This is a genomic window from Bradyrhizobium sp. Kon58 (genome assembly GCF_055807455.1).
Map to the genome: position 1 here is coordinate 61,834 of NZ_JBVVOT010000020.1, position 25,047 is coordinate 86,880.

Sequence of the window (25,047 nt, forward strand, 5' to 3'; positions counted from 1 at the left end):
CGAGCCCTGCACCCCAGAAAGACAAGGCTTTGAGCGGGCTTGCCGGCCGCGCCGGTTCTAGCGCGGCTATTGGGGAACCGGCGGCCATTTGCTGCCGGGACATTAGGTCGGGACATCAGGTAACGATCGCCTTGAGAGGATACTGCTTATGAATCCGGCCGACGTGGCTCAGTCAGCCCTTCCGGTTGCCGCTTCCGCGGACGTGTCGCTGATCGCGCTGTTCTGGCAGGCTCACTGGATCGTGAAAGCCGTGATGCTGGGGCTTCTCGCCTGCTCGGTGTGGGTCTGGGCGATCGCCATCGACAAGATCTTCCTGTTTGCCCGCACCCGTCGCTCGATGGACCGTTTCGAGCAGGCTTTCTGGTCCGGCGAGTCGATCGAAGATCTCTATCGCACGCTCTCTGCCAAGCCGACGCATTCCATGGCGGCCTGCTTCGTCGCCGCGATGCGCGAGTGGAAGCGTTCGTTCGAGAGCCAGGCCCGCTCGGTCGCAGGCCTTCAGATGCGCATCGACAAGGTCATGAATGTCTCGATCGCCCGCGAGGTCGAGCGGCTGGAACGCCGGCTGCTGGTGCTCGCCACCGTTGGCTCGGCAGGCCCGTTCGTCGGCCTGTTCGGCACCGTCTGGGGCATCATGTCGAGCTTCCAGTCGATCGCGGCGTCGAAAAATACCTCTCTGGCGGTGGTGGCCCCCGGCATCGCGGAGGCGCTGTTTGCGACCGCCGTCGGCCTTATCGCCGCCATTCCTGCCACTATTTTCTACAATAAGTTCACCTCCGAGGTGAACCGGCAGGCCCAGCGGCTCGAAGGCTTCGCCGATGAATTTTCAGCCATCCTGTCGCGCCAGATCGACGAGCGGGGCTGACGGACGGCATGTATAGTGTGAAGGGCAATTTGGGCACCAGACCATGGGCATGAACGTTGCGAGTTCGTCCGGAGGCGGTGGACGCCGTGGCCGGCGCAAGCCGGTCGTGGCCGAAATCAACGTCACGCCGATGGTGGACGTGATGCTGGTGCTGCTCATCATCTTCATGGTGTCGGCGCCGATGCTGACGGTCGGCGTGCCGCTCGACCTGCCGCAGACCCAGGCCAAGAGCCTCGAAAACAACGACCAGAAGCCGATCCAGATGTCGGTCGACATCAAGGGCAAGGTGTTCATCAACGACGCCGAGATCGCGATCAACGAACTGATCCCGAAGCTGAAGGCGATCACGGACGCGCGCGGCGGCCTCGAGGAACGGATCTATCTGCGTGCCGACAAGAAGGCGGATTACGGGACGGTGGCCAAGGTGATGGGCCAGTTGTCCGGCGCAGGCTTCAAGAAGCTGGCCCTCGTCACGGAAGCGGATCAGGGGTAAGCGGTGAAGGTGAAGGTCGACAAGACACTCGTTGCGTCGATTGCCCTCCACGTCCTCGTGCTGGGATGGGGGCTCGTCACCTTCAGCAGCAGGGCTTTCGTGCCGGCCGAAGAGTCGCTGCCGATCGACATCATCTCCACCGACCAGCTCGCGCAGATGATGTCGGGGCAGAAGACCGGCGACAAGAAGGAGCCGAAGCCAAAGGTCGAGAAGATTGCGGAAGCCAAGCCCGAGGAAGACGCCGTCGGCAAGGTCACCGAGAAGAAAGAGCTGATCAAGACCAACTCGACGCCCGAACCGCCGCCAAAACCCGTCGAAAAACCGGTCGAGAAGAAGCCCGAGCCGCCCAAGCCCGTGGCTGAGGCGAAGCCGAAGGAAGAGCCGAAGCCACAGGAAAAGAAGCCTGATCCGGCCAAGGAAGATCCGATCGCCGAGCTGCAGAAAAAGCTCGAAACCAAGAAGCCGCCGCCCAAGCCGCCGGAGCAAAAGGTCGCGGCCGTGCAGCCGCAGCAGCTGCCCAAGCCCAAGGAGCGCAGCTTCGATCCCGCGCAGATCCAGCGCGATCTCGACAAGCGCGCGGCGACCCGGCACGAACTCGCCGGCTCGACGCTGAATGCGTCGGCCTCGCTGGGATCGACGAGCGGAACGGCCGCCAACAACATTGCGACCTGGCGGGGGGCATTCCAGGGGGCGGTGAAGCGCTGCTTCACGCCGACCTATAACGGGCAGGATGCAGATCAATACGAAGCCGACATCGACATCCCCATGAAGATCGACGGATCGCTCGCGTCCGAGCCGATCGTCGTCGCGGTGAGGGGACCGTCGCGGTCGATCGCACAGGCGGTGGCGGAGAGTGCCAGACGCGCCATCGTGCAGTGTCAGGTCTATTCGTTCATGCCGAAGCAGCAATACGAGAGCTGGAAGCTCATTCCGATGACTTTCGGCCTGAAAGACATGTTGTGACATCCGAACAAAAGAATTTTGCGATGAATGACGTTCGATCGATGAACCGCCGCCGCTTCATGACCCTGACCGGATCGACGCTCGCAATGCTGGGGGGCGGACAGGCCTTCGCTCAGCAGCCGCAGGGACGGCTCCGCATCGATCCCACCGAGTTTCGGCCGATCCCGATCGCGATCACCAATTTTGTGCCGGGCTCGCCGGCCGATGGCGACGTCGGCAACGGCGTCACCCAGGTCATCACCAACAATCTGAAGCGCTCGGGCCTGTTCGCGCCGGTCGACCAGGCCGCTTTCATCGAGCGCATCAGCAACATCGACGTCGCGCCGCAATTCGAGAACTGGAAAACCCTCAACGCGCAGGCCCTCGTCACCGGCCGCATGACGCGGCAGCCGGACGGACGCCTCAAGGCCGAATTCCGCTTGTGGGACGTGGTCACCGGCCAGCAGCTCGCCGGCCAGCAATATTTCACCTCGCCGGAATATTGGCGCCGGATCGCCCACATCATCTCCGACCAGATCTATGAGAAGCTGACTGGCGAGAAGGGCTATTTCGACAGCCGCGTGGTGTTCGTCGACGAGACCGGGCCGAAAGAGCGCCGCGTCAAGCGGCTCGCGATGATGGACCAGGACGGCGCCAATGTGCGCTATCTGACCCGCGGCTCCGACCTCGTGCTGACGCCGCGCTTCTCGCCCAATTCGCAAGAGATCACCTACATGGAGTTCGGCCAGGGCGATCCGAAGGTCTACCTGTTCAACATCGAGACCGGCCAGCGCGAGATTGTCGGCAACTTCCCGGGCATGACCTTTGCCCCGAGGTTCTCGCCGGACGGCCAGCGCGTCATCATGAGCCTGCAGCAGGGCGGCAATTCCAACCTGTTCGTGATGGATCTGCGCTCGCGCTCGACCACGCGCCTCACCGACACGCCCGCGATCGACACCTCTCCGTCCTACTCCCCGGACGGCGCCCGCATCTGCTTCGAGTCCGATCGCGGCGGCAGATCGCAGATCTATGTCATGGCAGCGGGCGGCGGAGCGGCGCAGCGCATCTCCTTCTCCAAGGACGACAACAACGCCACCTATTCGACGCCGGTGTGGTCGCCGCGCGGCGATTACATCGCCTTCACCAGGCAAGGCGGCGGGCAGTTCTCGATCGGCGTGATGAAGCCGGACGGCTCCGGCGAACGGCTTCTCACCTCCGGCTACCACAACGAAGGTCCGACCTTCTCGCCGAACGGCCGTGTGCTGATGTTCTTCCGCGATCCCGGCGGCAGCGGCGGGCCGTCGCTGTTCTCCGTCGACATCTCGGGGCGCAACGAGCTGAAGGTGCCGACGCCGGGCTTCGCTTCCGACCCGGCATGGTCGCCGCTATTGTCCTCGACATCGGGCTAGCCGCTGCCCGCGGCGCGCGATGATTTGACCGCGCGCCTTTTCCGAAAACTTTGCCAGATGTTTCCCCGCGATAATTGTTCTTTAAGGTTGCACTCGGCAAACTTTTCCCATGAGTTTGTTTCTATTGATGTATTTCGACTATTGGTCACTCAAAACAACTCGACTTTAACGATGTTCCCTCAGAAAGACTTCATACCGGATCGGTAAAACTGCGCTCCAGACAGGACGCGCGTAAACACCAGATGCAGTTTGCAAGTCAGAGCGGAGAGCCGGAACAGCGGCCGCCGAAAACTTCGGCGGCGCAAATCGATTCGCTGTTCGAAGCGCCGGGCCCCTTGCTGGCCGGACTCATTTTCGTGTCGATCGGTGCGGCCCTCACCGCCCTGAGGACGGGCGAGCCGCTGATCTGGGCGTGCGTCGCACTTCTTGTGCTGGCCGGGTCCGCGCGCGCGATCGACCTGCGCCTCTATCAGGCACGTCAGGCGGTCATGACCGTCGAGGCGGCCGCACGCTGGCAGAAGCGCTATCAGATCGGGGCAAAGATCCAGGCGGCTGCGATCGGCATCTGGTGCGCCACCGCCCTGTTGGCTACGGACGACGCCGTGGCCCACATGATCGCCTTGTCGGTCACCACCGGAATCGCGGCGGGCGGCGCGGGCAGGGCATATGGCCGGCCTGCAATCTTTCACCTCCAGGCCGTGCTGATTTTCGGTCCGGCCGTGCTTGCCTTGGCGCTGCGTGGAACGCCCTATTACATCGCGATGGCGCTGGTCAGCGGCGCGTTCCTGATGGCGATCATGCAGCTCTCGGTGAATCTGCACCGAATCTTCATGGGTGCGGTCGTGGCTCGGGAACGCGAAGCCGCGCTCGCCGGCCAGTTCGATACGGCGCTGAACAACATGCCGCACGGCCTCTGCATGTTCCGCGTCGACGGACAGCTGGCGGTCATGAACCACCGCTTCGGCGCAATGATGAACCTGCCGGAAGGTCTCGCGCAGCGCGGCATCAACGCGCGTGACATCGTCGCGGCGTGCGTCAGCGCCGGATCCATCTCGGCTGGGAGCGGCGAGCGGATCGTCGCGGACATCGAGAGTTCGCAGGCCAAGGAGATCATCACCGCCGATCCCGATACGCAGCGAAACCGGTCGTTGTCCTGGACTGTGCAGCCGATGGCTGACGGCGGCGCGGTGGTGCTGCTCGAGGACATTACCGACCGTCGCAGCGCCGAAGCCAAGATTACGCATCTGGCGCGCTACGACGACCTCACCGCGCTCCCCAACCGCGTTCATTTCCGCGATGAGATCGAAAGGCTGCTGGCGATCTCGCACGACGCCGAGCGCCTGTCCGCGCTGCTGTTCGTCGACCTTGACCAGTTCAAGCAGGTCAACGACACGCTCGGCCATCCCTGCGGCGACCAGCTGCTGTGCGCGGTCGCCAACCGTCTGCGCGAGATGCTGCGCCCTGAGGATTTCGTCGCCCGCTTCGGCGGTGACGAATTCGTCGTGTTCCAGGAGAACATCTCCTCGCCCGAGGACGCCGCCGCGCTGGCGCGCCGGATCGTCGAACGGCTGAGCGAGCGCTACCGCATCGACAATCATCTGGTCGAGATCGGCGCCAGCGTCGGCATCGCGTTGACCTCGCCGGAGGGCGTCAGCGCGGACACGCTGCTCAAGAACGCCGACATGGCGCTGTACCGGGCCAAGGCCGACGGCCGCGGCACCTTCTGCTTCTTCCGCGACGAGATGGCGGCGACCGTCGAGGCGCGCCGCATCCTCGAGCTCGATCTGCGCAAGGCGCTCGCCAACGAGGAATTCGAGCTGTTCTACCAGCCGCTGGTCAATCTGAAGTCCGGCAAGATCACGACGTGCGAGGCGCTGCTGCGCTGGAATCATCCGGTGCGCGGCACGGTCTCGCCGGTCGACATCATCCCGGTCGCCGAGGACATGGGGCTGATCGTCGATCTCGGCCGCTGGATCCTGCGCCGCGCCTGCATGGAATGCATGAAATGGCCGGAGGGCGTCAACGTCGCCGTCAACTTCTCGCCGCAGCAATTCCACCAGCGCGACGTCTTGAGCGAAATCCGCTACGCACTCGAGGTTTCGGGGCTCCCGGCGCATCGGCTGGAGATCGAGATCACCGAATCCTCGCTGTTGCGCAATACCCAGCTCACGCACGACATCCTGTCGCAATTGCATGCGATCGGCGTGCGCATCTCGCTGGATGATTTCGGCACCGGCTATTCGAGCCTCAGCTACCTGCACAATTTCCCGATGCAGAAGGTGAAGATCGACCGCTCTTTCCTCGAAGGCATCGATGCCGACCGGCCGCTGACGCTGTTGCGCGGCGTGGCGCGGCTGTCGGCCGATCTCGGCATGGCGGTCGTGGTCGAGGGCATCGAGACCAATGATCAGCTCGAGCTGATCAGCGCCGACGGCACCGTGACCGAAGGGCAGGGCTATCTGTTCAGCCGGCCGGTGCCGGCAGTCCGGATTCGCCAATTGCTCAATGCCTCGCATGGCCGGCGCGGGGCTGAGGACCAGATCGTCATGGTGTCCTCGCGATCGATCGCCTGATCTTTCACTGCCTGCTCCTTCAACGTCTTGGCTCTTGTGCGCGCCCCGTGTTTTTGCGGGCCGCAAAGGTTAACCCTAACGTTTCTAAGCCTTTGCAATTCCGTTAATGAACCATTAATCTCGTCACACTCGCAGAAGTTGCTTTGGAGTGTAGGGGTACTGGATGACGTCTGGAGCTGAACCGCAAACGGTGCTCCTTCCGCGGGGAGCCGCTCTGTTTGACCGCATCGATTACCGCCTGATCGAAACTCCCGAGGACCGAGACAACCTCTATCTGATGCGGTACCGGGCCTATCTGCACGCCGGACTGATCGAGCCGTCGGAGTCGCGGCGCGTGACCGATCGCTTCGACGATGCGCCCAACACCTGGAATTTCGGGGTCTATGTCGATGGAGAGCTCTGCAGCTCCGTTCGCATTCACGTCCTGACGTCGGACTGGCGGATGTCCTACACGACCGAAGTGTTTGGCGACGTCCTGCATCCCCGCCTCGACCGCGGCGAAGTTCTCATCGATCCATGCCGGTTTGTTGCCGATCCCGAAAAGCACCAGCGTTTTCCGGAGCTGCCCTATCTGACGGTGCGGCTGGCTTTTGTGGCTTGCGATCATTTCAACGCCGACACCGGGCTGGCCATGATCCGGACCGACCATCAGGCGTTTTATCGTCGCGTCTTCCTGCACGAGACCATTTCACCGGAGCCCCGCGGGTTTCCGGGCTGGCCCACCAAGAAGGCCGTGCTGATGGCGTCCGATTTCCGGAACCTGCGGGAAAAGGTCCTGACGCGCTTTCCGATCATGCGCTCCAGCGCTTTTGAGCGGCGCATGTTGTTTCAACGCAGCAGCCCGCGCCAGGCGGCCCCGCGGCCGGTGTCGCTGGCCACTCAGCGGACCCCGGACGTAGCCGCCTCGGCGACGGGTTCTGCCCGCTAGGCCCAGGGTCTGGCCCAAGGGGCTGGCCCCAAGGGACTGGCCCCAGCGTCTCCACGTGAGAGCCTAAAATTCCAGCAAAGGCCGCGGTTTTTGCCGCTCGGCGCGGCTTGCCTTCACCATCGCGCCACATTTACAACCCATTAACCATGACGGTTGCTTTTCGCTGGTTGGGGGCATTTGACCGGCTGTGGCAAGGTTCCATCAAGGTTGACGGAACGTTCGCTTAACCAACCCCCTGTAGACCGGACAGCAGTGGACGAAACGTGAGCGTGGAGGCTCCGGAATGAAACATCCTATGCGCATCCTCCAGGGATTGAAGCTGGCCGCGGTGCTTGCCGTCGCGTTGTCGATGGGTGCCTGCGCCAACAAGAATGCTGCCACGGATGCGATGGCCAACGCGGCGACGCCGGGCAGCCAGCAAGACTTCGTCGTCAATGTCGGCGACCGCGTGTTCTTCGAAAGCGACCAGACCGATCTGACCCCGCAGGCGATCGTGACCCTGGAGAAGCAGGCGCAGTGGCTCCAGAGCTATCCGCGCTACAGCTTCACCGTCGAAGGTCATGCCGACGAACGCGGCACCCGCGAATACAACATCGCGCTCGGCGCCCGCCGCGCCCAGTCGGTGCGTTCGTTCCTCGCCTCGCGCGGCATCGATCCGAACCGCATGCGCACGATCTCCTACGGCAAGGAGCGGCCGGTGGCCGTTTGCAACGACATCTCCTGCTGGTCGCAGAACCGGCGCGCCGTCACCGTGCTGAACGCGAGCTCCTGACACTCAGGCGCCGTTCATCTTCAGAAACCGATTATGCCGGCGCCCTCTCGGGCGCCGGTTTCGTTTCAGCGATCTGTGACGGAAACCCCTTTGTTTCAGTCACAGTTTTGGCGTACTCCCCTTCAATGTGTGGCGCGTCGAATGTTCGGTCGCAGGCCATTTCGCTTTCGTCGTCAGGGCAAGATGTCATCCAGATTTAAGGTCTTCACCGGCACCGTGGCGATCGCCGCGCTGCTCTCTTTGTGCTCGCCCGCCCTCGCACAGTCGGACGATGCAGATCCCGAGATGCGGATCGAGCGGCTGGAGAACCAGTTGCGCCAGCTCACCGGCCAGAACGAAGAGCTGCAGTATCGCAACCGCCAGCTCGAAGAGCGGCTGCGAGCGCTCGAGGGCGGCGCGCAAGCTGCGCCCGGCCAGACTCCGGTCCAGCCCAATGTCGCGGCCATGCCGCCCGCGCAAGCCGCGCCGGCCTATCGCCAGCAGCCGCCGCACCAGCAAGCGGCCCAGCCGAATTACGAGCAGCCGCAGATCGCCTCTCCGGCGCCGATCGTTCAGGAGCAGCCTGCGCCCGGCGCCCCGGGCATGCGCCGCCGCGGCGATGCCTTCGACCCGAACCAGAGCCCGAATGCGCCGGGTGCGCCGCGCGCGCTCGGCGGCGGGCAGCAACCGATGCCCGCAGGTGCCCCGAGCGGCAGCCCCGGCGGCCGTGGCGCCGGCGAACCGCTTGATCTCGGCAACAGCGGCGCTCGCTATCCGCAGGCGACCGCCCCCCAAGCTGCGCAGCCCGGCTATCCGCCGGCCCCATCCGGCTCTCCCGCGCCGGCAGGCGCCCGGGCGCTGACGACGCTGCCGCCCTCGGCAACGCCGCGCGACGAATTCGACCTCGGCATCGGCTACATGCAGCGCAAGGACTATGCGCTGGCCGAACAGACCATGAAGAACTTCTCGCAGAAATATCCGAGCGACCCGTTGCTCGGCGACGCGCAATACTGGCTCGGCGAGAGCTATTTCCAGCGCCAGCAATATCGCGACTCCGCGGAAGCCTTCCTCGCCGTCACCACCAAATACGACAAATCCGCCAAGGCGCCGGACGCCCTGCTGCGGCTCGGCCAGTCGCTGGCGGCGCTGAAGGAGAAGGAGGCCGCGTGCGCCGCCTTCGGCGAAGTCGGCCGCAAATATCCGCGCGCTTCCGCCGGCGTCAAAGCCGCGGTCGACCGCGAGCAGAAGCGGGTGAAGTGCTGACGCGCGGCGATTGATCCTGACAAGATTGATGGCGCTGCGCTAAACATTCGGTCCATCCGCGGACGATTGCAGCATCATGTCAGAGGACAATTCCCCGATCACGGCGCGTGAGGCCAGGCGCCTCTTCGCAGGCCTGAAGGGCGCGCAGGGACTGTTGCTCGCGGTCTCCGGCGGGCCCGACTCGGTCGCGCTGATGTGGCTTGCGGCGCGCTGGCACCGCAGCCTCGCGTGCGGCCCGCGTCTCACCGTCGTCACCATCGACCACGGCTTGCGGCCGGAGGCGGCGCGCGAGGCGCGCGAGGTCAAGCGTCTGGCGACCGGGCTTGGCTTGCCGCATCGGACCCTGCGCTGGCGCGGCGCCAAGCCGAAAACGGGATTGCCGGCCGCCGCGCGCGAAGCCCGCTACCGCCTGCTCGTGCAGGCTGCACGCAAAGCGGGTGCGAGCCACGTGCTGACCGCCCACACCCGCGACGACCAGGCCGAGACCCTGTTGATGCGGCTTGTCCGCGGCAGCGGATTGGCCGGGCTGTCGGCGATGGCCCGTCTCACCGAGCGCGACGGCGTCGTTCTGGCGCGTCCGCTGCTCGATGTTCCGAAGTCGCAGCTGATCGCGACCTTGAAGCGGGCGAAGATCGGCTTTGCCGACGATCCCACCAACCACGACGCTGCCTTTACCCGGCCGCGGCTGCGTGCGCTGCTGCCGCAGCTCGCGGCGGAGGGCGGTGATGCCCGCAGCCTGGCCCGGCTCGCGGCAAGGTTGGCGCGCGCCAATGCGGCCGTCGAGGTGCTGACCGATGGAGCCGAGCGCTTCCTCCGTTTGCGGGATCGCGGCGATGCGCCGCAGGCGGGTGGTCGAAGCTTCGAGGCCCCCGTGTTTGCCGCCCTGCCGGAGGAGGTCCGGCTGCGGATCCTGCTGCGGGCCATCAACGCGTTCGGGCATGAGGGACCGGCGGAACTCGGCAAGGTCGAATCCCTCCTGGCCGTGCTCGATCAGGCCATTGCCGCAAGTCCCCGCGCACCCGCAAATGGCCGGCCGGCCCTGAAGCAGACGCTTGCGGGAGCCTTGATCAGCCTTGTCGGGGGACATATCCGCATCGGGCCGGCGCCGGCCCGGCGCAAGGGTTGATCGAGGGTGGATAGGGGCGGATCATCGCACCGGCCGTTTCGAGACCGCGCCGTGAGGACACCTTAACCAGGCAGGAAAAAGCGGGATCCGGGTGCCATTATTTCAGCGGGAATCGGACTAAGATGGGCTAAATAGTCCCATCTCGTTCCCTTGGCAGCGACCGGAGCGACACCTAGATTGTATCCGTCTAACCGAGAGGATTCCTTGGGGATTTCCTCGCGCTGCCCAAATCACTGCCCAAGGCTCAGGCCGCGATCCGCGCGACCACGAAGGAAGATCGATGAACGCCAATCTGCGCAATTTCGCCCTCTGGGTCATCATTGTCCTGCTGCTGTTGGCGTTGTTCACGCTCTTCCAGAATCCGGGTCAGCGCGCCTCCTCGCAGGACATCGCCTTCTCCCAGCTCCTGAGCGAGGTTGACCGCGGCAATGTGCGCGACGTCGTGATCCAGGGGCCGGACATTCACGGCACCTTCACCAACGGCTCGAGCTTCCAGACCTATGCGCCGAGCGATCCGACGCTCGTGAAGCGCCTCTATGACAGCAAGGTGCAGATCACCGCGAAGCCGCCCGGCGACAACGTGCCGTGGTTCGTCTCGCTGCTGGTCTCCTGGCTGCCCTTCATCGCGCTGATCGGCGTGTGGATCTTCCTGTCGCGGCAGATGCAGGGCGGCGCCGGCAAGGCGATGGGCTTCGGCAAGTCGCGCGCAAAAATGCTGACTGAAGCGCATGGCCGCGTCACCTTCGAGGACGTTGCGGGCGTCGACGAGGCCAAGCAGGACCTGCAGGAGATCGTCGAATTCCTGCGCGACCCCGGCAAATTCCAGCGCCTCGGCGGTCGCATTCCGCGCGGCGTGCTGCTGGTCGGCCCTCCCGGCACCGGCAAGACCCTGATCGCGCGTGCGGTCGCGGGCGAAGCCAACGTGCCGTTCTTCACCATTTCGGGTTCTGACTTCGTCGAGATGTTCGTCGGCGTCGGCGCCAGCCGCGTCCGCGACATGTTCGAGCAGGCCAAGAAGAACGCGCCCTGCATCATCTTCATCGACGAAATCGACGCCGTCGGTCGTCACCGTGGCGCCGGCCTCGGCGGCGGCAATGACGAGCGCGAGCAGACGCTGAACCAGTTGCTGGTCGAGATGGACGGCTTCGAGGCCAATGAGGGCGTGATCCTGATCGCCGCGACCAACCGTCCCGACGTGCTCGATCCCGCGCTGCTGCGTCCCGGCCGCTTCGACCGTCAGGTCGTGGTGCCCAACCCGGACGTCGTCGGCCGCGAGCAAATCCTCAAGGTCCACGTCCGCAAGGTGCCGCTGGCGCCGGATATCAACCTCAAGACCATCGCGCGCGGCACCCCGGGTTTCTCCGGTGCCGACCTGATGAACCTCGTCAACGAAGCCGCGCTCACCGCCGCCCGCCGCAACAAGCGGATGGTGACCCAGGCCGAGTTCGAGGAAGCCAAGGACAAGGTGATGATGGGCGCCGAGCGCAAGTCGCTCGTCATGACCGAGGAAGAGAAGCTACTGACGGCCTATCACGAGGGCGGCCACGCCATCGTCGGCCTCAACGTCGTCGCGACCGACCCGATCCACAAGGCGACCATCATTCCGCGCGGTCGTGCGCTGGGTATGGTCATGCAGCTGCCCGAGCGCGACAAGCTGTCGATGTCGCTGGAGCAGATGACCTCGCGCCTTGCCATCATGATGGGCGGCCGCGTCGCCGAAGAGCTGATCTTCGGCCGCGAGAAGGTGACTTCGGGTGCGTCGTCCGACATCGAGCAGGCGACGCGTCTGGCGCGCATGATGGTGACGCGCTGGGGCCTGTCCGAGGCGCTCGGCACCGTGTCCTATGGCGAGAATCAGGACGAGGTTTTCCTGGGCATGTCGGTGTCGCGCACCCAAAACGCATCGGAAGCGACGGTTCAGAAGATCGACACCGAGATCCGACGTTTCGTCGAAGAAGGCTACAACGAAGCGACGCGTATTCTCACCGAGAAGCGCGCCGATCTCGAAGCTCTCGCCAAGGGCCTGCTCGAATTCGAGACGCTCTCCGGCGACGAGATCATCGACCTGCTCAAGGGCAAGAAGCCGAACCGCGAATCGGTGCTCGAGCCGACCACGCCGCGTGCCTCCGCCGTGCCTCCGGCCGGCAAGTCGCGCCCGCGGCCCGATCCGGATCCCGGCCTGGAGCCGCAGCCGCAGGCGTAATCGCGTACGGCAGATTGGATTGAAAAACGCGGCGGAAACGCCGCGTTTTTTGTTGGGTGGTGCTTTTCAAACGTGGGCAACTGAGCGTCTCACGACGAACAGGTAGGTGCGCAAAGCCGCCCTTGCGCAGTGCCGCCCATCCATGGGGCGCCGCCGTTGGTGGCACCCTTACCTTGCTCGCTCTCCGATCCTCGCGACTCATAGCGATTGGAGTCTGCGGTGATGTCGTGGCATGCTCTCCTCAATGAAGGTGCGGCTCGACCGCGCAGATAAAGGGGAGGGCAAGCCGATGCGCTTTGCGAGGGCATTGGGCGCGCTTGGCGCCGTATCGTTCGTGACATTCTCGTTCCTGTCCGCTCCATCCGCCGCCGCCGAAATGCGCGGCGTCACCGCGACCGAGATCAGAATCGGCCAGACCATGCCCTACAGCGGGCCGGTGTCGGCCTTTGGGGCGCTCGGCAAGGGCGAGGTCGGCTATTTCAAGATGCTGAACGAGAAGGGCGGCATCAACGGCCGCAACGTCAATCTGATCTCGCTCGACGACAGCTACGCGCCGCCGAAATCGGTCGAGCAGACCCGCAGGCTGGTGGAGAGCGACGAGGTGGCGCTGATCTTCTCCTCGATCGGTACCGCCCACAACACGGCGATCGCGAAATACCTCCAGTCCAAGAACGTGCCGCAGCTCTTCATCGGCTCCGGCGCCTCGAAATTCGCCGACGTCGCGCAATATCCGCAGGCGACGATGGGCGTGCAGGCGCCGTTCCGCTATGAAGCGCGGCTCTATGCGCGTTACGCGCTGGCGAAGAATCCGAACGCGAAGTTCGCCGTTATCTCGCAGAACGACGATTACGGCCGAGACTATCTCGCCGGGCTGAAGGACGTGCTCGGCGAGAAATACGATAGCGTCGTCACGGGCGCGACCTACGAGATCCAGGACCCGACCATCGATTCCCAGATCGTGAAGCTCAAGGCCTCGGGCGCCGATGTATTCGTGATCGCGGCGACGCCGAAATTCGCGGCGCAAGCGATCCGCAAATCCTTCGAGATCGGCTGGCGGCCCATGACGTTCCTGTCTAACGTTGCGGTGTGGGTTTCGACGGTGATGGAGCCTGCGGGACTGGAAGCCGGCACCGGCATCCTCTCCACCGCTTACGTGAAAGACCCCGACGATCCCGCCTGGAAGGACGATGCCGGCGTCAGGGGCTGGCGCGAGTTCATGACCAGATATTTGCCGGAGGCCGACCAGCACGACACCAATTACGTCAACGCCTACAACAGCGCGATGGCGCTGGAGGCGGTGCTGAAAGCCTGCGGCAATGATCTGTCGACCGAGAACATCCTCAAGCAGGCGTTTGCGATCCGCGATCTCGAATTGCCGATGCTGCTGCCCGGCATCAAGGTCAGCACCGGCACCACCGACCATGTCCCGGTCGACCAGATGCAGTTCATGCGCTTCAATGGCAAGAGCTGGGAGCGCTTCGGCGAACTGCAAACGGGCAATTGATGATTGATGAGGGATCGGCTTTTTGGTCGAACCAATGCGAGTCCGGAACTCGGATCATCTCTCTCGATCGGGGAAGGTTTGACTTCCTGGACGCCCAATTCAAAGCGCCGAGACGGATACTGAAACCCCGATCAGCCCGCGAACGCTTGCTATGTCCGCTACGCCCTCGGAAGCGAAGAGCGGCAACTCGCCTTGGCGCGTCGACTACGGGCCAACACTAGAAATACCTGCTATCGTTCGACGTATGTTGCGAACACACAATTGGATAACGACAACCGGCGGTCCTCACCTGCTGATTGCTGACGAACAACTCCCGCATTGGCGGGGTATCGAAGGATGGCGCGATCATGAAGATCCGGCCGACCAAAGCGACTATGCCCGTGCATGTAGAGTGAGAACTTGGCTGGGATCAATTGCCTGCTACCAAGGCAGCGCTGTTGTGCTATCTGGCGATGCCGGCGACATCGCGTGGTGCTCCAGTGGTCACCGTGACAGGGGCTTTCTGGTTCAATGGCTTGGGATTGATGACGAAAGACTCATCGAACCTGCGTTGCAAAGTCCACAACTGCGGAACCTTCTGAAAAGTTCAAACGCTGAACGCCTGGAATTCGGCACAGGTGGGTCCGGTGCAATGTGGTTGCTAGATGCATCGGATAGAGGAGACGATTTGCGCAGTAAACATCAGGTTCTGGCGTTACGACCAGGAAACTATCTCGCGAGAGCCGCTTACTACCGATCTTCCGGGCTTGCGATCGTCGTTCGCGAAATTTGCTGGATCGGTCCACTTTCTGACGAAGTCGGCTAAGGAGCAGACGGCGAAGTGGCCCGAGCGCCTCAGGTCTGCTTCACCCTTTGAAGCGGACGTCCCATTCACGGGAGCTACGTCTTCACTTCGGCGGCGTCGCAGCCGCATCGTCCCGAACATGGATTACTGCGATATCGTCTGTATAGATCCGCTTCCAGCCCTTGACCATGTCCAGGATCTGCGGTCCGGCCGCATCGGCGGCCAATAGCGTTGCGTCGATCTTGTATTCGTCGAGCAGGTGCGGAAGCAGCTCGGGCTTCTTGCCCTCGGTCGCCTTGAAGAAGTCCATGACGAATTTCTCGCCATAGAGCTCGGCGCGGCCGTCGACGTAAACAGGGACGTCGCGCGAGATCAGATAGCCGCCGAATTGGTAGGCGTTGAAGACGCGCTGGACCTTGCGTTGTTCGAGCAAGTCGACTGCCGCGACCGGAGTCTGCGTCATGGTGAAGGTGAAGTGGTGATGCTGCATGTAAAGCGAGGTCGAGGTCCAGCTCGCGGCGACGATCATCAGCGCGCCAAGCGCGGTGACATAGCGGGCCGGCCAGCGGTCGGTACCGGTTACGTCCGGCTGCGGGCGCGAGGCTAGCTGGCCCAGCGGTTTCGCCAATACCAGCGGCACCAGGAACGCGAACGCCTCGATGCTCCTGACGTGGGTCAGCGCGCTCCAGGTCAAGAATAGGATCAGGAAGATCCTGGGCGCCGAGAGCACGAGGCCGCGATAATAGCCGAACGCGATCAGGCCGAGCAGGGCGCCTTCGAACGAGGAGAAGGTGGCAAAGTTCGCCGGCATCCATTCGAAGATCAGCGAGAGCAACTCGCCCAGGCCCAAGATATTGGTGGCGCCCAGCAGCGTTCTCCAGCCGTACGGCGTACAGCAGCTCGCGACCAATGCGCCGATGCCGAAGAGCACCCAGCGCAGGAACAGCTGCAGCCGCCGTCCTTTCTCGGCGTGCTCGACGGCCTCGAGCGAAATCGGGCCGATCAGCGCCAGACCGAGCACGAAGCCGCCATGCAAGTTCGCCCACAGCGCCATCAGCGGCAGCCAGTACCAGGACGGTGCGCTCCTGCGGTCGGCGGCCGCTATCAACAGGCCGACCCACGCCACCATGACAGGCAACGCCAGGATATGCGGACGCGCCAGGACATGATGCAGCGACAGCAGCAGGGCCAGCATCGCAAACAGCACTGCGCGCGGTGCCTCGATCTGCAGGTCGAGCAGATAGACGAAGATCGCGGCCGTGAGCGCGACTCCCGTCGCGGTGAGGATGACGGGACCTGCCCAGCCCAATTGCGCATAGGAGAGAGCGAACAGTACCTGGGACAGCCACGACGTCGAAATCCACGGCGCGCCCGTCCGCGTGAAGGAATAGATGTCCGTGTACGGCATAGCGCCGTGATCGAGGATCCATTGTCCGATCTTGATCTGCCAGAACGAGTCGGAGTCCTGAAGCAGCGTGTCGCCGACATACATGAAGAAGAGATAGGCGCCCGCACCGACGCACAGCGGCACCAGGGCTCGCGCACGACCCTGCACCGTGATGCTGTTCACAAAGGAAAGGGACATGCCGCCTCGTCGTCCTGTTGTTTTTGTCGGGGTGCCGAGCGATCGACATTGGACCACGGCGGGCATAATTCCGGGTAAACCGGAGATGCCGGGCTGGCTTGATGTCTCGACAATTTAACGGATCGTTTTAGATTTCGGTTTACCATCGGCGAATACACGCAAACCGCTCTGTGTTTCCGCAGTCGAATTAACTGCGGCGCAATTCTTTGCCACTACGTTCGGTTCATGGTCGAGCGGCGCTGGGAAGCCCAAACAGACCAGATCAGTTGTAGCCTCGTGTACTCATTTGGAGCTCTTTATGAAGAACCTCGTTGCGAATTTCGCGAAAGATGAATCCGGCGCCACCGCCATTGAATACGGTCTGATCGCCGCCGGTATCGCGCTGGCGATCATCACTGTCGTCAATAACCTGGGCTCCACGTTGAACGCCAAGTTCAACTCGATCTCGTCCAGCCTCAAGTAAGACTGAACGGACCAAGAGTAAAAAGAGCCTTGTCCCGGACAAGGCTCTTTTCTTTTGTGCCAAGCCTTTTGTGCCAAGTCTTTCGTGCCAAGTCTTGTTCTAGCGAAGACTTGTTCCAGCGAAGTCTTTTTCTTCGCCGAAGCCGTCTCGTCCATGCGAGGCCGCGAGAGTTTAACGCCTGATCCGTGGCTCACGGTGATGAGGATAGCTTCGCCGGTGCGTCATCGCGGATGTGGATGACGGCGAGGTCATCCGAGTAGAGCCGCTTCCAGCCCGGCACGTGGTCCATGATCCTTGCGGCGGGAGTCGATCCGTTCAGCAGTGTGGCGTCGATCTGGTAGGTATCAAGCAGACGCAGCAGAGTCTCCGCGTTCTTGCCCTCGATGGCGTCGAAATAGTCAAGCACGAACTGCTCTCCATACAGCTCGGCACGGCCATCGATGAAGGTCTTGATATTGCGGAAGATCAGATAGCTCCCGATCGGAGCGGTGCTGAAGATGCGTTGCGCGTGCCGCTGCTCGAGCAGGTCGACTGCAGCCCGAGGGGTCGGATTGCCGATAAAGGCATACCGCGTCGGCGTGGCATAGGACCGCGTGATACTCCAGCTGGTCGCAACGATCACGAGCGCGGCGATCGCGGTCACTACAAAGGACGGCCGTGCTTCAGCCCGTGCGAGCACGACCGCTCTGGCCGCGCCCAATTGTTCGCTCAACGGTTTCGCCAGCACGAGCGGGGTCAGCAACGCAAAGACCTCGATGTTTCTGACGTGGTTGAGTGCCGCCCAGACCAGGCCGAGCAGCAGAAGAATGCGGGTCCACGGCAGCACCAATCCTTTGTAGTAGCCGAGGGCGATCAATCCGAGCAGGCTGGCACCAAACAAGTCGAACGAGCTGAAATCAGCGGGCATCCACTCCGAGATCTGCGAGAGCAACTTGCCTAGGCTGAGGATTTTCGCCGATGCGAGCGGCGTATTCCAGCCATAGGGCGTGCAGCAGCTTGCGGCAAGCGCAGCAAGCCCGAACAAGGCCCAGCGCGACGCCAGTGCAAAGCGGTCCTTGCGATCGGTGGACGCGATCGCATCGAGGCCGATGGGTCCAATCAGCGCCAGCCCCATGACGAAGCCGCCGTGAAGATTGGCCCATAGCGCCATCAAGGGAAGCAATAGCCACGAGGGCGCGGTGCGCCGATCGGCGGCCGCCAGCAGCCCGCCGACGAAGGCCAGCATGACAGGCAGTGCCAGCATGTGCGGGCGGGCGAGAAAGTGGCCCATCGACATGAAGAGGAGCGGGGTGACGAGCAGAAAGGCGCGCACAGGCTCCAGATAGGGCTCAAGCAAGTAGACGAAAATCGCCGCCGTCGCTCCGATCGCGAGCGACGTCAGGATAACTGCCCCCGACCAGTTCGACGGCTCGTAAGCCAGCGCGAACAGGACTTGCGATAGCCAGGAGCTCGAGATCCAGGGCTCGCCGGCTCGCGTGAAGGAATAGATGTCGGTGTAGGGCAGGGCGCGGTGTTCGAGAATCCACTGCCCGATCTTGATCTGCCACAGCGTATCGGTATCCCGCAGCATGATGTCGCCGATGCCCAGGAAGAACAGGTAGACGCCGGCGGCGATGCAGAACGGCAGAAGCCAGCGCGCAACACCGCGGACGGGTACGCTGCTTGTCATGGAAATCGACATCGGACTCTCGGGGCTGAAACGACAGCACGCAGCAGCGCGCAAGCATCGGCAACCTGAGCATGATCGCTTTTAAGTTGAGGTAAACCGGATCGTCATACCGCGGCCGCGCCAAGCAAGAATGCGTTTACCTGCTCTCCTCGCGTCGAAGTTTGCGTCGCGCGCATATGCTCATTTGCGTCTTGTGTTCCGCCCTGAATAGTTGTTCAGTTCTTGAGGGCGATTTGGGCGAAGATCAGCGAAAAGCATGCGGTCGAGCTTTGCGCCGGACCGGATGCTGGGGACAGGAAGCGCGCCATGGTTTATCGGCGGACGCATCAAGTGGTGAAGCGCCTTGCGGCCCGGCGCAGTGCGATACTGGCGGCGGCGCGGGAGGCGGCGGCGGAAGGCGGGATGGCGGCGGTGCAGATTGCGCCGGTCGCGCTTCGCGCAAGCGTCGCTGCGGGTACGGTCTACCGCTACTTCCCATCCAAGGCCGATTTGATCTCCGAATTGATCGCCGAAGTCTCCCGCGACGAGCTCACGGCGATCCGGCGAGCCGCCGATGCGGCGCCGGGGCCGTCTTCGGCGCTGGCGGCGGCGGTGACCACCGTGGCGGTGCATACCCTGTCACAGCGCAGGCTCGCCTGGGGCATCCTGGCCGAGCCGGTTGATGTCGATGTCAGCGCTTCACGCCTCGCCAGCCGGCGCGAGATCGCAGGCGAGATGGCCTCGCGGATCGACGCCGCCGTGCGCGCCGGCCACCTGCCGGCGCAGGACACCGCGCTCGCCGCCACCGCGCTGCTCGGCGCCCTGCACGAGGCCCTGGTCGGACCGCTTGCGCCGGACAATCTCGACGATCCCGCCAGGATGCGCGATGCCGTGCAGACCGTGACGCTGCTGGCGCTCCGCGCGGTCGGCGTCATGGACGCTCGCGCCAGGGGTCTCGTCGTACAGCAGACGCTGCTGCCGGCGGCGAAAGCGCTGGTTGGGGCCTAAAACGTCAGCCTGATCGACCGGCGGACCTGATCGCGCCCAGGCCATTGCCAGAGCTCGCCTTTGCGAAAAACCCCAGCACATGCGCCGGACCCGCCGGCTACTGTGCATGGGGTTGTTTTCGACATTTTTGTTTGCCGCGTGTTAGCGGGCCTAGATATTCGCTTCGCCCTCGGGGCCGACCGAGGCGATGCGCACCATGTTGGTGGTGCCGGGGATGCCGAGCGGCACGCCGGCGACGATGATCACGCGCTGGCCCGCCCGGACGAAGCCGTCGCGGAACGCGATCTGGCCGGCGCGGCTCACCATGTCGTCCTGGTCGCGCGCATCTTCCGCCACCACACAATGTATGCCCCAGACGACCGACAGCCGGCGTCCCGCCGCGACGTTCGGCGTGATCGCCACGATCGGCGGCTTCGGCCGCTCCCGCGCCACGCGCACGGCGGTCGATCCCGAGCTGGTCCAGCAGATCAGGGCCGGCAGGTCGAGCGTCTCGGCGATCTGCCGCGCGGCGTCAGCGATGGCATCGCCGGCGGTGGCTTCCGGGGCGGGCCGCTGTGCCGTGATGACGGAGCGATAGATCGGGTCGCGCTCGACCTCCTCGCCGATGCGGTTCATGGTGGAGACAGCCTCGACCGGGAATTTGCCGGCCGCCGATTCCGCCGACAGCATGATGGCGTCGGCACCTTCGTAGACGGCTGTGGCGACGTCGGAGACTTCGGCGCGGGTCGGCACCGGCGACTGGATCATCGATTCCAGCATCTGGGTCGCGATCACCACCGGCTTGCCGGCGCGCCGCGCCATGCGCGTCATCTGCTTCTGAAGGCTCGGCACGCGTTCCAGCGGCAGCTCGACGCCGAGGTCGCCGCGCGCCACCATCAGGGCGTCGGAGGCGTCGATGATGTCGGCGAGGCGATCGATCGCCTGCGGCTTCTCGATCTTGGCCATCACCGCGGCGCGGCCGCGGATCATCTTCTTGGCCTCGAGCACGTCGTCGGCGCGCTGCACGAAGGACAGCGCGATCCAGTCGACGCCGGTGACCAGCGCCGCCTCGAGGTCGGCGCGGTCCTTCGGCGTCATTGCCGAGACCGGCAGGTCGGTGTCCGGCAGACTGACGCCCTTGCGGTCGGACATCCGGCCGCCGACCACCACGCGCGTCACCGCGTGATCTTTCGAGGTCTCCTCGGCGATCAGCCGCACCTTGCCGTCGTCGAGCAGCAGCGAATGGCCCGGCCGCAGCGCGGCCAGGATCTCCGGATGCGGGAGCTGGACGCGGGTGGTGTCACCCGGCGTCTTGTCTGAATCGAGCGTGAAGGTCTGCCCGTTCTGGAGCTGGACCGCGCCTTCGGCGAAGGCACCGAGCCGGAGCTTTGGCCCCTGGAGATCGACCAGAATGCCGATCGGCCTGCCATAGCTGCTCTCGACGTTGCGGATCGTCGCCACCAGCTCGCGCATCTTGTCATGCGGGGTGTGGCTCATGTTGATGCGGAACAGGTCGGCGCCGGCCTCGAACAGGCGGCGGATCATCGCGAGGTCCGAAGAGGCGGGTCCCAGGGTCGCGAGAATCTTGATACGGCGAAGACGCCTCATGGCTTATTTCCAGACGGGGGCGAGGGAGCTGGCGGGAGGCCAGGCGCGGCGGGGGGCGTACCACCGGGCGGGCCATTGGGCAAACCTGGAACCCCCGGGCCAACTGGGCCGGGGAGACCGGGCACGCGCTGCTGTTTTGACGGCTGCTCGTTGGCATCGGTGAGCTGCACGGTCCAGGCCCGCTGCTCGCCGGTATCGACCTCGAAATAGCCGGTCCGGTCATAGCCGCGCGCGAGGCAATCCTCGGTGCCGCGGATGGTGAACTCCTTGTCGCGCGAGCACATGAAGGCCTGGCCCGACCATTCGCCGCCGCGGTCATAGTCGATGGCGTAGATGTAATAGAAACGGGCGACCAACGTTCCCCGCAGCAGGGTCTCGCAGGAACGGGACGAGATGTTCCACCAGCCCTCGGTGGTCCAGCCCTCGGCATCCTTGTAGCCGAGCGCGATGCCGACCCGGCTCGATGTGTTGTTGCAGAGCCGGAAATCGGCCGAGGCCGGGCTGGCCCAAAAGCACAGCAGGCCAACCACCAGCACCGGGACCAACCGGGCGAGCAGGCGAAGGGGGGAGCGGGGAGATTCGGCGATCATTGTCGCGGAAGCTATATCAGATCATTGACGATTTGGCGTAGGGCCCGGGAACTGCCCGAAGCCGGCTTCGCGCCCGTTTGCGCCGCGATATGGCAAAATCTGTGACAGGCCCCACCTGATCTCGTAAGGGTGACCCATCCAGGTCACAGCAAATTTCCGCAAAGCCGAGGGATCCAGCCATGGCAATCGACGACAAAACCAGAACGGAACTCGAGGCTGCCGCTTTCCGGCGCCTGGTCGATCATTTGAAGACGCGGACAGACGTCCAGAACATCGACCTGATGAATCTCGCAGGCTTCTGCCGCAACTGCCTGTCCAACTGGCTCAAGGACGCCGCCGACGCCCAAGGCGTCGCCTTGAGCAAGGACGAGAGCCGGGAAGCCGTCTATGGCATGCCTTACGAGGCGTGGAAGTCGAAATACCAGGGCGCGGCCACGCCTGAGCAGCTCGATGCCATGAAGAAGGTTCATCCCGGGCACTGAACGGCCTCGTCGGCAGCCCGATGTGCGGTGCCCTTGAGTCGCATCACACAACAGCTTTCTTCGACGCGCCGTAGGAAGGTGTGGGCGCGCTGTGGACGAGCGCGATGCTGCCTTGAACCCGAGAGGTCCGAACCCTAAGGGTCTAACCAGCACGCGCGGTGAGGATGCCGGCGTCACCTCGTTTTGCCAGTTCCATTGGGAGTACCAAGATGGCCACCTCCGCCGCCGTCCGCGACGACGAGCCCGCGACGAAATTTGCCAAGGACCAGCTCAAGTCCATCATCGAGCGGATCGAGCGGCTGGAGGAAGAGAAGAAGGCGATCTCCGACGACATCCGCGACGTCTTCGCCGAGGCCAAGGGCAATGGCTACGACGTCAAGGCGCTGCGCACCATCGTGCGCATGCGCAAGCAGGACCCGAACGAGCGCGCCGAGGCCGAGACGATCCTCGAGACCTACATGCAGGCACTGGGAATGATCTGAGCTATCGGTGTCGTCCTGGCTTTGCCAGGGCGACACCATGTCGATCGAAGGAGACCGCGGTGACTGCGCCGCCGCTGCCGCGCGAGGTAAGCCGTGCCTACGACGCTTTTCCGGCGTCGATCGGCAAGCGGCTGCTTTGGGTACGCGAGCTGATCTTCGCGACCGCTGCGGCGAATGAAGGCATCGGCCGTCTCACCGAAACGTTGAAATGGGGCGAGCCTGCTTATCTGACCGAAGAGACCGGCAGTGGCAGCACGATCCGGCTCGGCCGCCTGAAGGACTCCGCGCACGCTGCGATTCTGTTCAACTGCAAGACGACGCTGGTCGATACCTTTCGCGAACGCTTTCCCGATCAGTTCGAATATCGGCAGACCAGGGCGTTGCCGGTGTCGGGCAAGCTGCCGAAGCAGGACCTATCGGTCTGCCTGTCGCTGGCGTTGACGTATCATCTGGATCGACGGAGGAAGCGTTAGCGGCACGCGAAGACGTCAGCGCAGCGAAGCCGTCCGCATGACGAAGGACGTCGTCTCGAGCTTGGCGGTGGCGGTGCCTGAGAAACTGTCGCAGGACAGGCCCTGCATCGGATCGTCGGCAAAACCCATGGCGATCACGGACTGCGGCTTGACGAAGTAGGCGCGCATTGCGGCCGTGTCGAGCTCGCCCATCAGCGTGACCGACATCGCGCGGCTGGCGCTCGGCGACAGCATCACGATCTTGAGCCAGATGCTTTCGCCCTTGGCTGCGGAGAGCCGGGTCGCGGTTGCGACCATGCCGTCGACGCGCTTGCCAACCACCGTGTTGATCTCGGTCGCGGGCGCAACGTTGCGCGACGCGGCGGTCGGGCGGGCGGAGCGCGGGATCGGCGCGGAGGCGGCGACGACATTGGCGCGGTCGACCGGGGAAGCGGACGCCGGCGCGTAGGCCAGCGCCTGATAGGCGGCGCTGGATAGGCTCGCGGTCGGCTGCGGATCGGCAGCGGCGGCAAGCGCCTGGCGGGCCTTCAGCGCAGCCACTTGAGCTGGCGTCGCCTGCTGCGGCGTAGCCGGCGCGTCCCAGAAGCCGCGGGCATTGATGATATCGGCGGGCGTCTCGGGCTTGGCGTCAGCAGATTTGCCGGCGGCCGGCTTGTCAGCCACGGGCGCCGGCTTCGGCTTGGGCAGCGCGACGACCTGCGCATCAGCCGAGGCGAGCTGGATCGTCGCCGCGACCGACGGCTTGGCGCGCGGCGTCGGCACCGGCTCGGCCGGCTTGGTCGCGGCGGCGACCATGGTCGGCGCGACAGTCTTCGCGGACGGGGCGGGCGCGCCCTCGTCATCCTCGTCGTTGCTCGCGGCGGCCGGAGCCGACTTGCCCTTGAACAGAGCGGCAAAGAAATTCGACTTGCTGCCGGAATCCTCGCCGCTGCCGCGCCGCTCGATCTCGGCCTTGGCGAGCTCATAGCCCTTCAGCGGCGTGCCGTCGGTCGGGACATGGACGGTGCGTCCGTCCGGGAAGACCCGCGCGAGCTGGTCATGCGTCATGCGCGGCCAATGCCGGATGCTGCCGGTGTCCAGATGTACGAACGGCGAGCCTGAGGTCGGATAGAAGCCGACGCCGCCGCGCTGGAGGCGCAGGCCGGCGAAGCGGATCTGCTCCAGCGGCACGTTCGGGATGTAGAAGTCCATCGCATGCCCCAGCATGTGCTGGCTGAAGCGCGCCACGCCGGAGGAGCGGCGGCGGAGCATGGAGTTGGTGGCGGGCGAGCGGTAGGCGGAGATGATCTGGATCGGCTGCTTGCCGTCGACGTCGCGATAGACTTCCCAGAGGATGTCGAAGAGGTGACGGTCCATGACCGTCTCGTCCTGGCTGCGCCAGTCGCGCAGGAAGTGGTTGAGCTGCTTCAGCGCGGCCTCGTCATAGCGCCCGTCGCGCTTGAAGGTGACGGTGAGGTCTTCGCCGGAATGGGTGTGGTGGAACGAGAGCGTCTTGGTCTCGTTGAGCGCGGCGGCGTTATGAACTGAACCCGCGGCAGCAAGCAGCAATACGGCAGCGAGGCCGATCCGTGATCCGGCCTTCACTCCCGCATGGGACAACGACAGCACAGCAAATTGGCGTGCGATACCAGTCAGCACGTTAGAGCCCACCCAGTCGACGAGCGTTCAAAATGGACTCTCCCGCTAACCCCGTTAGCGCGCGAAAGAGGATGAACGCTTTGTTAAAGCGAGAAGGTTAATTCGAGGTTGACCTTCCCGCCCCCAAACCAAGTCAGATCGCGAACCTAACCGGGTGAGTGTGGCAAAAAAACGCCCGCTGCCGGAGGTCAGGTGGAGAATGGTTAACGTTAAGCGACCCCATCCACAGGATGAGGTCGCTGATTTTATT

General features: G+C 64.1%; 22 protein-coding genes. 17 read left to right on the top strand and 5 right to left on the bottom strand.

Translation table 11 applies throughout. The features are described from left to right. Positions 1-148 precede the first annotated feature (148 nt). The 12 genes from tolQ to AC0L20_RS27450 all read left to right on the top strand — a co-directional run bounded on the left by tolQ (position 149) and on the right by AC0L20_RS27450 (position 14,862). Positions 149-865, top strand: coding sequence for a protein TolQ (gene tolQ, locus AC0L20_RS27395; protein ID WP_007596319.1), 717 nt, complete (start codon positions 149-151; stop codon positions 863-865). Between the two features lie 43 nt (positions 866-908). Next, complete coding sequence (gene tolR, locus AC0L20_RS27400; RefSeq protein ID WP_018453789.1) at positions 909-1,358, top strand: protein TolR; 450 nt, start codon at positions 909-911, stop codon at positions 1,356-1,358. A 3-nt stretch (positions 1,359-1,361) separates the two neighbouring features. Then, positions 1,362-2,321 carry a protein TolA gene (locus AC0L20_RS27405; RefSeq protein WP_473293845.1) on the top strand — a complete coding sequence of 320 codons (960 nt, stop codon included), beginning with the start codon at positions 1,362-1,364 and terminating at the stop codon, positions 2,319-2,321. Positions 2,322-2,362: 41 nt separating this feature from the next. Next, complete coding sequence (tolB, locus tag AC0L20_RS27410; protein ID WP_007596313.1) at positions 2,363-3,709, top strand: Tol-Pal system beta propeller repeat protein TolB; 1,347 nt, start codon at positions 2,363-2,365, stop codon at positions 3,707-3,709. 242 nt (positions 3,710-3,951) lie between these two features. Continuing rightward, positions 3,952-6,282, top strand: a complete 2,331-nt coding sequence (locus AC0L20_RS27415; RefSeq protein ID WP_456768023.1) for a putative bifunctional diguanylate cyclase/phosphodiesterase — start codon at positions 3,952-3,954, stop codon at positions 6,280-6,282. Positions 6,283-6,445: 163 nt separating this feature from the next. Continuing rightward, positions 6,446-7,210, top strand: a complete 765-nt coding sequence (locus tag AC0L20_RS27420) for an N-acyl amino acid synthase FeeM domain-containing protein (protein ID WP_247465093.1) — start codon at positions 6,446-6,448, stop codon at positions 7,208-7,210. 283 nt (positions 7,211-7,493) lie between these two features. After that, entirely contained in the window at positions 7,494-7,982 is a 489-nt protein-coding gene (gene pal, locus AC0L20_RS27425) for a peptidoglycan-associated lipoprotein Pal (RefSeq protein WP_007596304.1), read from the top strand. A 183-nt stretch (positions 7,983-8,165) separates the two neighbouring features. Then, positions 8,166-9,224, top strand: a complete 1,059-nt coding sequence (gene ybgF, locus AC0L20_RS27430) for a tol-pal system protein YbgF (protein WP_473293846.1) — start codon at positions 8,166-8,168, stop codon at positions 9,222-9,224. A 73-nt stretch (positions 9,225-9,297) separates the two neighbouring features. Further along, complete coding sequence (tilS, locus tag AC0L20_RS27435; protein WP_473293880.1) at positions 9,298-10,350, top strand: tRNA lysidine(34) synthetase TilS; 1,053 nt, start codon at positions 9,298-9,300, stop codon at positions 10,348-10,350. 280 nt (positions 10,351-10,630) lie between these two features. Continuing rightward, positions 10,631-12,553 (top strand): ATP-dependent zinc metalloprotease FtsH, encoded by a 1,923-nt coding sequence (gene ftsH / locus AC0L20_RS27440; protein WP_007596301.1) that lies wholly within the window; start codon positions 10,631-10,633, stop codon positions 12,551-12,553. 289 nt (positions 12,554-12,842) lie between these two features. Continuing rightward, positions 12,843-14,057 carry an ABC transporter substrate-binding protein gene (locus tag AC0L20_RS27445; RefSeq protein WP_473293881.1) on the top strand — a complete coding sequence of 405 codons (1,215 nt, stop codon included), beginning with the start codon at positions 12,843-12,845 and terminating at the stop codon, positions 14,055-14,057. A 151-nt stretch (positions 14,058-14,208) separates the two neighbouring features. After that, the gene (locus AC0L20_RS27450; protein ID WP_473293847.1) at positions 14,209-14,862 is read left to right on the top strand and encodes an Imm21 family immunity protein; all 654 of its coding nucleotides are present in this window, start codon (positions 14,209-14,211) and stop codon (positions 14,860-14,862) included. A gap of 82 nt (positions 14,863-14,944) precedes the next feature. Here the strand turns inward: AC0L20_RS27450 and AC0L20_RS27455 are convergent, their stop codons facing one another. Beyond that, the gene (locus AC0L20_RS27455; protein WP_473293848.1) at positions 14,945-16,426 is read right to left on the bottom strand and encodes a hypothetical protein; all 1,482 of its coding nucleotides are present in this window, start codon (positions 16,424-16,426) and stop codon (positions 14,945-14,947) included. Positions 16,427-16,724: 298 nt separating this feature from the next. On the opposite strand from AC0L20_RS27455, the gene AC0L20_RS27460 reads away from it, so the two are divergent. Beyond that, positions 16,725-16,889 carry a Flp family type IVb pilin gene (locus AC0L20_RS27460; RefSeq protein WP_456768028.1) on the top strand — a complete coding sequence of 55 codons (165 nt, stop codon included), beginning with the start codon at positions 16,725-16,727 and terminating at the stop codon, positions 16,887-16,889. Positions 16,890-17,079: 190 nt separating this feature from the next. Here the strand turns inward: AC0L20_RS27460 and AC0L20_RS27465 are convergent, their stop codons facing one another. Next, positions 17,080-18,570 carry a hypothetical protein gene (locus AC0L20_RS27465; RefSeq protein WP_473293849.1) on the bottom strand — a complete coding sequence of 497 codons (1,491 nt, stop codon included), beginning with the start codon at positions 18,568-18,570 and terminating at the stop codon, positions 17,080-17,082. 294 nt (positions 18,571-18,864) lie between these two features. On the opposite strand from AC0L20_RS27465, the gene AC0L20_RS27470 reads away from it, so the two are divergent. Beyond that, positions 18,865-19,545, top strand: coding sequence for a TetR/AcrR family transcriptional regulator (locus tag AC0L20_RS27470; protein ID WP_027520003.1), 681 nt, complete (start codon positions 18,865-18,867; stop codon positions 19,543-19,545). 150 nt (positions 19,546-19,695) lie between these two features. Here the strand turns inward: AC0L20_RS27470 and pyk are convergent, their stop codons facing one another. Both pyk and AC0L20_RS27480 read right to left on the bottom strand, forming a co-directional pair. Next, on the bottom strand, positions 19,696-21,132 hold the full coding sequence (gene pyk / locus AC0L20_RS27475) for a pyruvate kinase (RefSeq protein WP_456768030.1): 1,437 nt from the start codon (positions 21,130-21,132) through the stop codon (positions 19,696-19,698). Then, on the bottom strand, positions 21,129-21,722 hold the full coding sequence (locus AC0L20_RS27480; protein ID WP_027570349.1) for a DUF1036 domain-containing protein: 594 nt from the start codon (positions 21,720-21,722) through the stop codon (positions 21,129-21,131). Before AC0L20_RS27480 ends, pyk begins: the two co-directional genes overlap by 4 nt. A gap of 179 nt (positions 21,723-21,901) precedes the next feature. On the opposite strand from AC0L20_RS27480, the gene AC0L20_RS27485 reads away from it, so the two are divergent. The 3 genes from AC0L20_RS27485 to AC0L20_RS27495 all read left to right on the top strand — a co-directional run bounded on the left by AC0L20_RS27485 (position 21,902) and on the right by AC0L20_RS27495 (position 23,159). Beyond that, positions 21,902-22,204, top strand: coding sequence for a DUF1244 domain-containing protein (locus tag AC0L20_RS27485; RefSeq protein ID WP_007596287.1), 303 nt, complete (start codon positions 21,902-21,904; stop codon positions 22,202-22,204). A 209-nt stretch (positions 22,205-22,413) separates the two neighbouring features. Continuing rightward, positions 22,414-22,686, top strand: coding sequence for a DUF2312 domain-containing protein (locus AC0L20_RS27490; RefSeq protein ID WP_007596286.1), 273 nt, complete (start codon positions 22,414-22,416; stop codon positions 22,684-22,686). A 59-nt stretch (positions 22,687-22,745) separates the two neighbouring features. Then, complete coding sequence (locus AC0L20_RS27495) at positions 22,746-23,159, top strand: DUF1801 domain-containing protein (RefSeq protein ID WP_473293850.1); 414 nt, start codon at positions 22,746-22,748, stop codon at positions 23,157-23,159. A 15-nt stretch (positions 23,160-23,174) separates the two neighbouring features. Here the strand turns inward: AC0L20_RS27495 and AC0L20_RS27500 are convergent, their stop codons facing one another. After that, positions 23,175-24,797: a peptidoglycan L,D-endopeptidase MepK gene (locus tag AC0L20_RS27500; RefSeq protein ID WP_473293851.1), complete on the bottom strand. Its 1,623-nt coding sequence runs from the start codon at positions 24,795-24,797 to the stop codon at positions 23,175-23,177. Positions 24,798-25,047: the final 250 nt, after the last annotated feature.

Excerpts from the sequence above, each read along its gene's own strand:
- AC0L20_RS27415 (WP_456768023.1), top strand. The coding sequence starts at position 3,952 with ATGCAGTTTGCAAGTCAGAGCGGAGAGCCGGAACAGCGGCCGCCGAAA.
- ftsH (WP_007596301.1), top strand. The coding sequence starts at position 10,631 with ATGAACGCCAATCTGCGCAATTTCGCCCTCTGGGTCATCATTGTCCTG.
- pal (WP_007596304.1), top strand. The coding sequence starts at position 7,494 with ATGAAACATCCTATGCGCATCCTCCAGGGATTGAAGCTGGCCGCGGTG.
- AC0L20_RS27470 (WP_027520003.1), top strand. The coding sequence starts at position 18,865 with ATGGTTTATCGGCGGACGCATCAAGTGGTGAAGCGCCTTGCGGCCCGG.
- AC0L20_RS27445 (WP_473293881.1), top strand. The coding sequence starts at position 12,843 with ATGCGCTTTGCGAGGGCATTGGGCGCGCTTGGCGCCGTATCGTTCGTG.
- AC0L20_RS27465 (WP_473293849.1), bottom strand. The coding sequence starts at position 18,570 with ATGTCGATTTCCATGACAAGCAGCGTACCCGTCCGCGGTGTTGCGCGC.
- AC0L20_RS27420 (WP_247465093.1), top strand. The coding sequence starts at position 6,446 with ATGACGTCTGGAGCTGAACCGCAAACGGTGCTCCTTCCGCGGGGAGCC.
- tolR (WP_018453789.1), top strand. The coding sequence starts at position 909 with ATGGGCATGAACGTTGCGAGTTCGTCCGGAGGCGGTGGACGCCGTGGC.
- ybgF (WP_473293846.1), top strand. The coding sequence starts at position 8,166 with ATGTCATCCAGATTTAAGGTCTTCACCGGCACCGTGGCGATCGCCGCG.
- AC0L20_RS27450 (WP_473293847.1), top strand. The coding sequence starts at position 14,209 with ATGTCCGCTACGCCCTCGGAAGCGAAGAGCGGCAACTCGCCTTGGCGC.
- AC0L20_RS27485 (WP_007596287.1), top strand. The coding sequence starts at position 21,902 with ATGGCAATCGACGACAAAACCAGAACGGAACTCGAGGCTGCCGCTTTC.
- pyk (WP_456768030.1), bottom strand. The coding sequence starts at position 21,132 with ATGAGGCGTCTTCGCCGTATCAAGATTCTCGCGACCCTGGGACCCGCC.
- AC0L20_RS27490 (WP_007596286.1), top strand. The coding sequence starts at position 22,414 with ATGGCCACCTCCGCCGCCGTCCGCGACGACGAGCCCGCGACGAAATTT.
- AC0L20_RS27480 (WP_027570349.1), bottom strand. The coding sequence starts at position 21,722 with ATGATCGCCGAATCTCCCCGCTCCCCCCTTCGCCTGCTCGCCCGGTTG.
- AC0L20_RS27455 (WP_473293848.1), bottom strand. The coding sequence starts at position 16,426 with ATGTCCCTTTCCTTTGTGAACAGCATCACGGTGCAGGGTCGTGCGCGA.
- tolQ (WP_007596319.1), top strand. The coding sequence starts at position 149 with ATGAATCCGGCCGACGTGGCTCAGTCAGCCCTTCCGGTTGCCGCTTCC.
- tolB (WP_007596313.1), top strand. The coding sequence starts at position 2,363 with ATGAACCGCCGCCGCTTCATGACCCTGACCGGATCGACGCTCGCAATG.
- AC0L20_RS27460 (WP_456768028.1), top strand. The coding sequence starts at position 16,725 with ATGAAGAACCTCGTTGCGAATTTCGCGAAAGATGAATCCGGCGCCACC.